Source organism: Methylobacterium fujisawaense, from assembly GCF_039619325.1.
GTDB classification, from domain to species: domain Bacteria; phylum Pseudomonadota; class Alphaproteobacteria; order Rhizobiales; family Beijerinckiaceae; genus Methylobacterium; species Methylobacterium fujisawaense.
This window is the reverse complement of record NZ_CP155000.1, coordinates 1,487,896-1,499,503: the sequence shown is the minus strand read 5'-3', so window position 1 is coordinate 1,499,503 and position 11,608 is coordinate 1,487,896. Positions and strand designations below refer to the sequence as shown.

At 66.6% G+C, this 11,608-nt stretch carries 10 protein-coding genes and 1 riboswitch; of the genes, 6 read left to right on the top strand and 4 right to left on the bottom strand.

Going from position 1 to position 11,608, the window contains the following annotated elements; genetic code table 11:
- The first annotated feature begins 142 nt into the window (after nucleotides 1-142).
- The 4 genes from ABC766_RS07215 (at nucleotide 143) to istB (ABC766_RS07200) (ending at nucleotide 4,586) form a co-directional block, all read left to right on the top strand.
- Nucleotides 143-1,069, top strand: coding sequence for a hypothetical protein (locus tag ABC766_RS07215; protein WP_345821630.1), 927 nt, complete (start codon nucleotides 143-145; stop codon nucleotides 1,067-1,069).
- A gap of 324 nt (nucleotides 1,070-1,393) precedes the next feature.
- Nucleotides 1,394-1,876 (top strand): GNAT family N-acetyltransferase, encoded by a 483-nt coding sequence (locus tag ABC766_RS07210; RefSeq protein WP_345821629.1) that lies wholly within the window; start codon nucleotides 1,394-1,396, stop codon nucleotides 1,874-1,876.
- A gap of 371 nt (nucleotides 1,877-2,247) precedes the next feature.
- The gene (gene istA / locus ABC766_RS07205) at nucleotides 2,248-3,747 is read left to right on the top strand and encodes an IS21 family transposase (RefSeq protein WP_345819731.1); all 1,500 of its coding nucleotides are present in this window, start codon (nucleotides 2,248-2,250) and stop codon (nucleotides 3,745-3,747) included.
- Nucleotides 3,744-4,586 carry an IS21-like element helper ATPase IstB gene (istB, locus tag ABC766_RS07200; protein ID WP_345819730.1) on the top strand — a complete coding sequence of 281 codons (843 nt, stop codon included), beginning with the start codon at nucleotides 3,744-3,746 and terminating at the stop codon, nucleotides 4,584-4,586. The genes istA (ABC766_RS07205) and istB (ABC766_RS07200) overlap by 4 nt, the downstream gene beginning before the upstream one ends.
- Nucleotides 4,587-5,085: 499 nt before the next feature.
- Here the strand turns inward: istB (ABC766_RS07200) and ABC766_RS07195 are convergent, their stop codons facing one another.
- Complete coding sequence (locus ABC766_RS07195) at nucleotides 5,086-5,355, bottom strand: hypothetical protein (protein ID WP_345821628.1); 270 nt, start codon at nucleotides 5,353-5,355, stop codon at nucleotides 5,086-5,088.
- A gap of 109 nt (nucleotides 5,356-5,464) precedes the next feature.
- Here ABC766_RS07195 and istA (ABC766_RS07190) point away from each other — a divergent pair, with 109 nt between their 5' ends.
- Nucleotides 5,465-6,763, top strand: a complete 1,299-nt coding sequence (gene istA / locus ABC766_RS07190) for an IS21 family transposase (RefSeq protein ID WP_427902312.1) — start codon at nucleotides 5,465-5,467, stop codon at nucleotides 6,761-6,763.
- Nucleotides 6,763-7,551 (top strand): IS21-like element helper ATPase IstB, encoded by a 789-nt coding sequence (gene istB, locus ABC766_RS07185; protein WP_127991182.1) that lies wholly within the window; start codon nucleotides 6,763-6,765, stop codon nucleotides 7,549-7,551. Before istA (ABC766_RS07190) ends, istB (ABC766_RS07185) begins: the two co-directional genes overlap by 1 nt.
- Here istB (ABC766_RS07185) and ABC766_RS07180 read toward each other — a convergent pair.
- From ABC766_RS07180 to ABC766_RS07170, 3 genes are all read right to left on the bottom strand, one after another.
- Nucleotides 7,523-8,500, bottom strand: coding sequence for a DUF1624 domain-containing protein (locus ABC766_RS07180; protein WP_345821627.1), 978 nt, complete (start codon nucleotides 8,498-8,500; stop codon nucleotides 7,523-7,525). The genes istB (ABC766_RS07185) and ABC766_RS07180 overlap by 29 nt on opposite strands.
- The gene (locus ABC766_RS07175) at nucleotides 8,500-10,419 is read right to left on the bottom strand and encodes a TonB-dependent siderophore receptor (RefSeq protein WP_427902318.1); all 1,920 of its coding nucleotides are present in this window, start codon (nucleotides 10,417-10,419) and stop codon (nucleotides 8,500-8,502) included. The genes ABC766_RS07180 and ABC766_RS07175 overlap by 1 nt, the downstream gene beginning before the upstream one ends.
- Nucleotides 10,420-10,738: 319 nt before the next feature.
- Nucleotides 10,739-10,931: riboswitch (cobalamin riboswitch) on the bottom strand.
- A gap of 166 nt (nucleotides 10,932-11,097) precedes the next feature.
- Complete coding sequence (locus ABC766_RS07170; protein WP_345821625.1) at nucleotides 11,098-11,565, bottom strand: hypothetical protein; 468 nt, start codon at nucleotides 11,563-11,565, stop codon at nucleotides 11,098-11,100.
- Nucleotides 11,566-11,608 lie beyond the last annotated feature (43 nt).

Sequence of the window (11,608 nt, the reverse complement as noted above, 5' to 3'; positions counted from 1 at the left end):
CAAGCGGCTGGAGAGGCGGGCCTATTGTAAGCGTCGGTCCGGCTCCTCTGAGTTCCAGGATCCAGATGAAGGGCTAGGCGACCATTTCGCGCGTTTACGTGCCAGTCGTCTTCATCTCAACCCAACGGAACAGACCCCTACCATGGCTATCGATCTTCATGCCGATCATGCGGCCCGCGATGCCGCGATTGCCGTGAACACCTACACCACCGTGCTGCGTCGTCCCCAGGTGCCGCATGAGGTGTTCGCGACCTATTGGCGTGACGTACACGGGCCCCTTTGCTCCCGAGTTCCGGGACTGGCTTGGTACGTGCAGTATCACCTCGACCGCGAGCAGGACGCGCACCTCTGGCCGCATCAAGACGGCATCGCGCCGTTCCCCGACTACGTGCTGGATGGCGGCGTGGAGATCGGCTTCGCGGACACGGCCGACCAAGCAACATTCAACGCAGCCTCGTCCATCCTTTTCTCGGACGAGCAGAACATGTTCGCGGCCACGGTGGCGTATGCGCTGCCCGGCGGTTCACGCACCCTGGTGGACCGGATCCCGAACCCGAACCCCAACGGCGACGACGTGTTCGACCGGATGCACGTCCATCTCGGGCCCGGCACCAATGATCCTGAAGCCTTCGCCGCCTGCGTAACGCGCCTCGCCGCGATGCTGGCGACCGACCCGGCACTGCTTCGCGTCCGGCTGCATCTCCCTGAGCCATATGACAATGCCGATCCGGCCCCGCCCGCGCCGGACGTGATGCACACGGTGCCACCCGAGCGAGAGCGCATCGCTGTCCTCGACCTGACCTTCGCTACGCCCCTTGCCCGCCGCAGCTTCTTCCAGTCGGCGCGCTTCGCGGACACGGCCGACGACCAGAAACGGCATATCGGCCATGCTACTGCCTTCGCCGTCAGCGGCATGTACACCTATGTCCGCGACAAGCACCTGACGCTTGCGGGCCTTCGTGGCAGCCGCGCAGCGCAATTGATCGTGCGTCTGGGTGCCGTCAATCAAACGACTGAAGAGGTGCGACACCTGCTATTCAACGGCCGACTCTCAAAACTGGAAAACTGACCGGGATTCGAACCTATGAAGAGCGCCTAGACGGGCCGGGACGTCGCGTTCGGCCCGCCCGTTTCCCGCGATCGGTCGCGCTCGGTCAGCGTCGCGAAGCCGCGCTGGTGCCAGACCGGCTATGCCGGTGGAATGTCGCTAGCCGACTCCAGTGCGGCCATTTGTTCTGCACGGCGGCTCGGGGTGGATTTCTGCCGGGCTGCTTGTGGACGGCAATGCCTTGAAGCAGACGGCAGCTACACGCATGCTCACGTGCCATGATGGGCATTGCGACAACCCGTTCTGCCGCAACGATCCCGATACACTTCAACCGGAGGTACGCCGATGGTCCGTCCAGCAGGAGTGCAGGACCTTCGATCGGTCGCAAGCCTGTACTACCGTGTTTGGCATGAGACCCACGGCTCGCACATGCCGCATGCAGAACGCGACGCGCGAGATGAGGGCTTCTTTATAGGCCGCATTGCCTGCCTGATGCCGAACGTCGTCGTCGGCGAGGATAATGGCACGGTCGTTGGGTTCGTCGCGTGGAAAGGCCCACTACTCGGCCAGCTCTTCCTCGACGCTGCTGCCCGCGGTTCCGGTTTCGCACAGCGGCTCATGGAGGCTGCCGAACTAGGGCTACGTGACCAAGGCGTCCGGGAGGCCGAGCTGCACTGTCTCTTTGGCAATGTACGCGCGAGACGGTTCTACGAGCGCGTTGGTTGGCGCGTGCATGGGATCATCGCTGAGCCGGTCAAAGGCGACGCGGCCGGCGAAAAACGTGACTTCTGGGTGATGAGCAAGTGCCTTGCCCTTCCGGTCCCATAGATGGGCAAAGCGATGTTGCCAGACGGCCGTCCATTGGCGGCTCAGGGTGGATTTCTGCCTGTCCGTTTCCGAGCGGCGGAGGCATCGAAGCGGACGTCCCCGCCGCCTCTGCTCACGACGCGTTGCGGGCTCTAGGAACGTCCGCCTCCAAGCTCTTTAAAACAAAGTCGGGCGAGTGGCTTAGATTGGCTGCGCCCGTCCGCTTGTCTAACGAATGTCGAGCAATCTTGACGTCTTCCTTAGATGGTGAATGAAATACGCAGGTGTGTAGGGCGGTGACAAAACCATCCACTGGAGCGTCGGCGTCGTGCTGATGCGGGCGGCGTAAAAGCCGGCCAGTGGAGAAGCTTCTCTTTCGAGAGGAGCCGGGGATGTTCGCCGTGGAAGTTTACGCGGCCGTTCGGCAGTTCGTGTTTATCGAGGGCAACTCTCGGCGTGAGGCGGCTCGAGTGTTCGGGCTGAGCCGAGAGACGATCGCCAAGATGTGCCGGTTCTCTCTGCCGCCGGGCTATACGCGCTCGAAGCCGGTCGCGAAGCCGAAGCTTGGGCCTCTTCTGCCGGTGATCACGGCCATCCTGGAGGCGGACCGGACTGCGCCGGTCAAGCAGCGGCACACGGCCAAGCGGATCTTCGAGCGTCTACGCGACGAGCACGGCTATGCCGGCGGCTACACGGTGGTGAAGGACCACGTGCGGATCTGCCGGTCGCAGGGGCGGGAGACCTTCGTGCCGCTGGTCCACCCGCCCGGCCATGCCCAGGTCGACTTCGGCGAGGCGGTGGCCACGATCGGCGGCGTGCGTCGCAAGATCCATTTCTTCTGCATGGACCTGCCGCACTCCGACGCCTGCTTCGTGAAGGCGTATCCGCGGGAGACCACCGAGGCGTTCCTCGACGGGCACGTCGCCGCCTTCGCCTTCTTCACGGGCGTGCCGCTGTCGATCCTGTACGACAACACGAAGATCGCGGTGGCCAAGATCTGCGGTGACGGGCAGCGCGAGCGCACGCGCGCCTTCACCGAGTTGGTGAGCCATTACCTGTTCCGGGATCGCTTCGGCCGTCCGGGCAGGGGCAACGACAAGGGCAAAGTCGAAGGGCTGGTCAAGTTCGCCCGGTCCAACTTCATGACCCCGGCTCCGGAGGCAGCTTCGTTCGAGGCGCTGAACGCTGATCTGGAGCGACGCTGCCGAGTCCGGCAGGATGAGTGTGCCGGTCGGTATGCCGAGCTCATCGGTACGCGGCTCGTGGCCGACCGTGCGGTCCTGCGCGCCCTGCCGGCGGTCCCGCTGGAGCCGTGCGAGAAGCGGGCTGGTCGTGTCTCCTCGACCGCGCTGGTGCGCTATCACGGCAACGACTACTCGGTGCCCACCGCCTACGGCTTCCGGAACGTGCTGGTGAAGGGCTTCGTCGACGAGGTCGTGATCCTGTGCGGCGGGATCGAGATCGCCCGGCACGAACGCAGCTACGGCACCGGCGTGTTCGTGTCCGAGCCGCTGCACTACCTCGCGCTGATCGAGACCAAGCCGAACGCCCTCGACCAAGCGGCGGCCCTCCAGGACTGGGATTTGCCCGAGGCGTTCCAGCACCTGCGCCATCTCCTGGAGGCGCGCATGGGTAACCGGGGCAAGCGCGAGTTCATCCAGGTGCTGCGCCTGATGGAGGCGATGCCCAAGGACGTGGTGGCCGCAGCCGTCACGGAGGCGATCCGGCTCGGGGCAATCGGCTTCGACGCGGTCAAGCTGATTGCGCTGGCCCGACTCGAGCACCGACCGCCCCGGCTCGACCTGGCAGCCTATCCGCACCTTCCCAGAACCACGGTGCGGACCACCGTGGCTGCCGACTATGCCGTGCTGGTGCCGGAGGTGGCCGCATGAGCCCGGCGCGCGACGAGACCACGCCGGGCGTCCTGCTGGCTCACCACCTCAAGCAGCTCAAGCTACCCACGGTGCTGCGCGAGTACGACAAGGTTGCCCGCGAGTGCGCCCAGGGCGGCCTGGACCACTCGCGCTACCTGTTGCGGCTGGTTGAACTGGAGCTGATCGACCGTGAGCGGCGCATGGTCGAGCGCCGCATCCGGGCGGCGCGCTTCCCGGCGGTGAAGAGCCTCGACACGTTCGACTTCGCCGCGATCCCGAGCCTGAACAAGATGCTCGTGCTGGAGCTGGCCCGCTGTGGCTACATCCTCGGCCGGGAGAACGTCATCGCACTTGGCAACTCGGGCACCGGCAAGACCCACATCGCCTTGGCTCTCGGCTTGGCGGCTTGCCAGAAGGGCTTCTCGGTCACGTTCACCACCGCGGCCTCGCTGGTCAACCAACTCCTGGAGGCGCGCGACGAGCGTCGTCTGCTCCGGCTTCAGCGTGAGCTGGCCGCGGTCAAGCTCCTGATCGTCGATGAACTCGGCTATGTGCCGCTGTCGTCGACGGGAGCGGAGTTGCTGTTTGAGGTCTTCTCGCAGCGCTACGAGCGCGGCTCGACCGTGGTGACCTCGAACCTCCCGTTTGAGGACTGGACGTCAGTTCTGGGCTCGGAGCGGCTGACCGGCGCGCTGCTCGACCGGCTGACCCACCACGTCAGCATCCTGAGCCTGAACGGCGACAGCTACCGCCTCAAAACTTCCCGCAGCCGGCGCGGCCGGGCCGAAGGGGCGGAGCAAAACCAGGCCACCGCCGATCCTCACGCCCCCGAGACAGGCGAGATCCCGCCGGCCTGACCCTTACGATCGGCGACGAATGAAGAAGGGGCCCGATCGGGCCCCTTCTTCATTCAGGCTGCACGTTGCCAGTGGCCTGATTTTGCTCCGCCACGGCGGCCTGGAATTGGTCCGCCCTTTACAAAAGGGTCATTTGGCGGTCATCGCACTTTCATCCGGCAAGCGCTGATACGGGGCGCCGGCGGACCTGGGCGCAGCGCAATCATCGAATGTCGGCTCGCGCCGATTTCGGCCGTTTGCATTACGATCAGTCGGCTCGTTCAACGCAGCCCTCAATGGCAGGCAGCCTCCGAGGATCGCTTGGCCTACTCGCTCGGCGGATCTGGGTCGGATGCGGCACGTCAGTTTTAGGACCAGCGCCCGAAGTCCGATTCCTACCCTGAGTCGAAGTTGCCGGCGGGATGGCGAACGACCGCTTTGGAGGAACGCCGGCAGCAGTCCGGGCGTCCAGGTTGGGTCGCAAGCGGACCCCCGCATAGTCGAACTGCTGGGTTCGCCTCTAGAGGTACTTGAGCCACGCGATGTCGCGTCGGGATGCCTTGAGGCGCGAAAACCAAGCGGTCGGGAAGTAGAGGGGCACGATCAGCGCAGCGTACCAGACCAAGACCCACACGTAGTCTGATACGGCGAACACGGCGCCCTGCGTCGGGCCCCATAGTGCGAAAGCGCCGTGGTAGAGCAGCCGCAGAACCGTCAGGTGAAGCAGGTAGAAGAAGAGCGGCGCGCCGCCGAACACCGCCAGCGCCGAGACGACCGGGCGGTCGCCCATGCGATCCAACATAACGAGCAGTAGCGCTCCGATCCCTGTCAGGCGACACGGCAAACTGACCCCCTGACGCCATGAGGATCTGACCCCCTCGATGAGCGAGGAGGTCGAGATGATCAGGAACGAGGCTCAGGCTCTGACGCGGATGGACGATCCGTGGAGGGCCGAGATGAAGACGCCGGACGACGTGTCGGCGATGATGCGGCTGCAGGCGCTCGGCTGGGGCGCGAAGCGGATCGCAGCCGAGCTTGGCTGTTCGAAGAACACGGTGAAGCAGTGGCTGCGACGGGGGGATTGGCGCCCCTGCGCGACGCCCTCGCGCTCGAAGCAGCTCGACGGCTTGGCGGACTGGCTGGTCGAACGCTTCCGGCAGCATGCGGGCAACGCCGACGTCGTGCGCCAGGATCTGGCGACCGAGAAGGGCATCCACGTCAGCCTGCGCACGGTGGAGCGGGCGGTCGCGCCGTTGCGGCGGGATCTGGTGATCGCCGCGCGGGCGAGCGTGCGGTTCGAGACGCGGCCGGGCGAGCAGATGCAAATCGACTTTGGCGAACGGCGCGTCGAGATCGGCGGCGTGCCGACTCGGGTCTCCCTGTTCGTAGCGACGCTCGGCTACTCGCGCCGCCTGCACGTGCGTGCCTTCGGCCACGAACGGCAGGAGGACTGGTTCGCCGGGCTGGAGAGCGCTTTCCGGGCTTTCGGCGGCGTGCCACACGAGGTGTTGCTCGACAACGCTCGCGCCCTGGTCTTGCACCACGACCCTGTGAGCCGCGAGGTCGTCCTGCACCCGCGCCTGCACGCCTTCTCCCGCCACTGGGGCTTCCGGGTGCGGGCCTGCGCCCCGTACCGGGCGCGCACGAAGGGCAAGGACGAGCGCGGCGTCGGCTACGTCAAGAACAATGCCGTGGCCGGCCGCCGCTTCGCGAGCTTCGCAGCCCTGGAGGCGCATCTCGATGCCTGGACGCGGGACGTCGCCGACCGGCGCGTGCACGGCACGACCGGCGAGGCGCCGGGCGAGCGGTTCGCCCGCGACGAGGCTCGGGCGCTACGGCCGCTCGCGGGCGTGCCGCCGTTTTCCGCCGCGCGCGATCTCGTGCGCCGGGTCGGAGCGGACTGCGCGGTTGCGGTCGACGGCAACGCTTACTCGGTACCCTGGCGGCTGATCGGTGAGCGGGTGCGGGTCACCGTGAGCGGAGCGGTGGTGCGCGTCCACCACGGCGGACGGGAGGTCGCCGCGCATGCCGAACTGAAGGGACGTCACGGCCGTGCGGTCGACGACGCTCATCTGGCCGGGCTCGTGGGTAGCCGTGAGCGACCGGCTCATCGGCGCGACCCGCCTCCTCTCGTGGCGACGCCGGAACTGCTGCGTCCGCTCGCCGAGTACGAGGCTGTCGCCGGGGGAGGCTTCTGATGAGCGAGGAACACGATCACCTCACCGTACTGCTCGACCGCCTGAAGCTGACGGCCATGCGTGACCAACTCGACAGCCTGATCGACGAGGCCGGCCGGGGCGAACTGACGATCCGCGAGGCGCTGACGCTGTTCTGCGAGCGGGAGATCGCCCGGCGCGATCAGCGGCGCATCGACATGGCCTTCGGGCTGGCCCGCTTCCCGTTCGTGCGCGACCTGACCGGCTTCGACTTCGGCGCACAGCCCTCGTTGGACAAGGCGCAGATCCGCGAGATCGCCACCGGCCGCTTCATCGCCAACGGTGAGGCGGTGCTGCTCCTCGGACCACCCGGGGTGGGCAAGACGCATCTGGCGGTGGCGATCGGGCGTGCGGCGATCGTGGCCGGCTACGGCGTGTTGTTCACCCCAGCCACGACGCTCGTGGCGCAGTTGGCCAAGGCGCACGCCGAGGGGCGGCTGGAGGAGCGGCTGACGCACTATGCCAAGCCGAAGCTGCTGATCATCGATGAGCTCGGCTACCTGCCGTTCGAGCCGGATGCCGCGCACCTGTTCTTCCAGCTCGTCAGTCGCCGCTACGAGCGCGGCGCGATGCTGGTGACCTCGAACCGGGCGGTGGGCGAGTGGGGCAGCGTGTTCGGGGACGCGGTGGTGGCCACCGCCATCCTCGACCGGCTGCTGCACCATAGCCACGTCGTCACCATCCGCGGTGACAGCTACCGCCTGCGCGAGAAGCGTCGCAGCGGACTTCTACAGAGGGCCGCTATCGTCCCCAACCCCACGCCCGTCTAGGCGAGGAAACCGGCATGGGGGTCAGATCCTCGTGACGCGAAGGGGTCAGTTCCGGTTGTCGCTTGAAAATCCCGAGGGTCAGCAGCAGGAACAGCAGCGAGGGCGGATACTTCGTCAGCGCGAAGAAGCTCATCGCAGTCCGTAAGGCGCTATCGTCGACGACGAACCGGGGATTGTCCCCGTAGCCGTTCATCAAACGCAGCAGTGCGAAGGTAACCAGCATCGCCACGCCGACGACAGCGAAACGGCGCTCGCGGGTACCTGTGGCGACGCCGGGCAGGAACCACGGACCGATGGCGTAGCCAAGCGCGATGACCCCGATCCAGGGAAGCACCGGATAGGTCGTCTTGGCTACCAGCCCGAATGGGAGCGCGATGACGTCGCGCTGGTGCAGCATAGCCCAGACGGCAAAGAAGGGGTCATCGGGCCGGAGTTGGATCGAGTCGAGGAGGTTGTGCCAGCAAACGAGCAGCATCCCGACCGCGAGGAGAACCGACCGCGGCAGGCCGATCAACACGGCCAGGACGATCATGCATACGCCGATGCACCAGATTACCTGAAGCCACAGCGTTGGGCTGGCAACGCCCCAGTACAGCTCCGAGAGGTAGAAGACCTCCAGCGCCATCAGGACGAGCCCGCGCTTCACGAGATAGGTGCGCGTCTCCGCCAGGGTGTGCCGGGTGCTGAACAGGTACGCGGCCACGCCGGTCAGCACGATGAAGATCGGCGCACACAGGCTGACCGCGAGGCGGGCGAGATACAGGGCCGGTAGGGCGGTCCTGGCATCCATTGGGTCGGCGACCGGCACGTGCAGGAACCAGGTTTCGCGGAGGTGGTCGAGGAGCATCAGCACCATCACCAGCCCGCGCAATGCGTCGATGGAGGCGATACGTCCGGTCGTGCCCGATGCCTCTGTCGCCGCCTCCAGCGTGCCCGGATGCACGCCCATCAGAACCGCGCCGTCATGCTGACGGTCACCCGTCGGGGCTCGCCTACGCCGACCCAGAAGGCGTTGTAGGAGCGCTCGTAGTAGGTCTCATCGAAGATATTATCGACGTTCAGCCCGAAGCGCAGGTTCTCGTAGCGGTAGTAGGCCAGCGCGTCGGTTAGCACGTAGCCCGGGAGCCGGAACCGCTCGTTGCCGCTGTCCCCAAGGCGCGAGCCGACCGCGCGGATGCCGCCGCCGAACCCAAAACCCTTCCAGTCGCCGGCCTGGACCTCGTAGACACCGAGCAGGCTGCCCGAGTGGCGTGGGATGTTGAGCAGCGGCGAGCCAACCCGCAGGACCTCGTCGCGGGTCACCGCTGCGTCGATGAAGGCGTAGCCGCCGATGACCCGGAACTCGGGTGTAACCTGTCCGACGAAGCTCAGGTCGAAGCCCTGGCTGCGCACCGCCCCGGCGGCGATCTGGAAGAAGAAGTCCCGCGGGTCGGTCGTGAGGACGTTCTCCTTCTCGATGTGGAAGGCCGCGCCGGTCACGCTCAACCCGGTGAAGAGGTCGAGCTTGACGCCTGCCTCGTAGCCGAAGCCGGTCTCGGGGGCGAAGGGTCGGGTCGCGATGTCGAAGCCGGTGTTGGGTCGGAACGAGGCCGCCACGTTGCCGTAGAACGAGAGGAAGGAGAGCGGCTGGTAGACGAGACCCGCACGTGGTGAGAAGCCGGTCCGGTCCTGCTCCGTCCGCTCGTTGCCGACCTTGTCGCGGAAGGTCTGGTTGTAGAAATCGGTCCGATTGCCAAGGAGCAGCTTCCACTCCGGGCTGAGCGCGATCTGGTCCTGCACGTAGACGGCGGTGTTCCCGACGTTCTCGCTCGCGCTGTAGCGCCGGGTGAAGGGCGGCTTGGTGTGGCCGTAGACCGGGTTGAACAGGTCGATGGCGAAGGGGTCGAGCCGCGGCGTCGAGCGCAGCAGGTTCTCGGTGCTGTTGTAGCGCTCGTTCTCCAGGCCGAGCAGCACGGTATGGGCGAACGGCCCGGTGTCGAAGTGCCCGACGAGCTCGGCCTGCCCGATGGCCACGCCCCAGGTGAAGTCGTGCCGGCGGAACTCGCGCACCAGGGTGCGGCCGTCGTCGAGAAGGCCGGTCGCGCCGGTCTGCAGGCCGGTCAGGCTGCCGGTGTTGAAGTGTCCGGCGACCCTGAGCTGCCAGTCGGCATTGAAGGCGTGATCGAGGCGGATCTGCAGGATCCCGGCTTCTGACACGGAGTCGTCGCCCGGCTCACCGAAGAAGCGCGAGCGCGGTACGAGGCCGAGGCGGTTGTTCACTGCGACGGTGCCGCGGTCGAAGGTCTGGCGGTTGCGCAGGTACTGCGCCTCGACGGTCAATTTGGTGTCCGGGCTGATCAGCCAGCTCACCACGGGCGCAGCCAGGACGCGGTCGCCGTCAACGAAATCGCGGAAGCTGTCCTGCCGCGCGAGCGCGCCGTTGAAGCGGTAGAGGACGGTGCCCTCCTCGTTCAGTGGCCCGCCGGCGTCGACGGTGGTGCGCGCCGTTCCGAAGCTCCCGAACAGCGTGCCCATCTCGACGAAGGGCAAGGCCACCGGCTGCTTGGTCAGGATGTTGATGGTGCCACCGGGGTCGCTGCGCCCATAGAGTGCCCCGCTCGGTCCTTTAAGCACCTCGATGGACTGCACGTTCTGGGTGTCCGGCGCGCCGTTGTAGCCGCGGGCGATGTTGAAGCCGTTGAAGAAGATGTCCTGGGTGGCGAAGCCGCGCACCGAGTAGAGCGCGAGGTTCTGGGCGCCGAAATCGTTCTGCTTGCCGACTCCCGGCACGTAGTCGAGGGCGCGCTCGACGCGCGTGGCGGCGGTGTCCCGCAGGACCTCCTGGGGCACGACGTCGACCTGCTGGGGCAGCGAGAGCCGCGGCGTCACGGTCTTGGTCCCGCTGTAGAGATCCTTGACTTGGTAGGTCGGCGCGGCGGTGTAGCTGCCCTCGACCGAGAGCGGATCAAGAACCACAGCGGCCGCTGCCTCGGCAGGGTCTCCCTGGGCCAGCGTCGGAGATGCGCCCGGAAGGGCAAGCGCGAGCGTCGCGACGCATGCGCGAAGCTGCCTCTGGCAAATGGAACGGGACACGGGCCTCGGACCTCGGGACGGCAGTGGCACGTCACCGCGAACGAGGCCTCGCCAGCCGCGCTAGCGCACGGCCGTCTCGACACCCGTCAGGACCACCCCGCCCGACGCGTTTCGCGTGTGACCACGGCTGACGGCAGGTCTCCTGGCTCGCGGGTCGCCGCCCTTGCACCGTCTTCCCGGGATAACCCCAGTGACGTTGTGGTGAAGGGCTCGCCGCTTACAGTTGCGGGGACAGCCGTGGCTTCGGGACTAGCCCCAACCACGTTCCCTTTTGATCCCCGAAGGGAACCGTCAAGCTTGAGCTACGCTTCACGAGAATGTGAGTCAACGCACCGGCGGCTGCCGTTCGACGGGCTCCTGTGAAACGGCACGCGTGAGGTCGCGGTGACCTGAGTTGCGTCGGCAGAGTGATGACACCTCAAACTCTCCTTGGGCGGGATCGGGAACGCGCGGCGACGCGGCCAACAGGCTCGCCTACTCGACCTTCAGCCGCTTAGCTGCAGCGGGGCAAAGCATCTTGAACTGCTCGACCATGGGCGGCATGCCCGACGCGCACGAGGTGTCGGCGTCAGCCCCGAATGGGAAGCGGGCCTTCCTGACCTGCCCGTTGCCGTAACGGTAGCCGACCGTGCCGGTTCGGCAGTTCGCCTCCGCGGTCATCGTGGCTCGGCCTTCGCTACGCAAATAGCTCGCGACGCACTGGGCCGTCGTGAGCTTGCCACCGAACTGCTTGGTTTCCCCGCCGGGGTCGCGCTCGCAATACTCCTGCAGGTCGGCCTTGGTGACGATGCCGCGCATCGCGGCTCGCGCCGTATCGATGCCATCGCGCTCGACGACCGTGCCGTTCCAGCCTTTGCAGGAGGCGAGCGGGAAATCCCCTGCCGCCAGAGTCGGCGTCACAAAAAAGGGCAAGGCTGCAAGCGTGTAAACGGTGATCCTCAACGGCGTTCCTCCGGCGCAGTCTCGACCGACGCGGCTCTGAAGG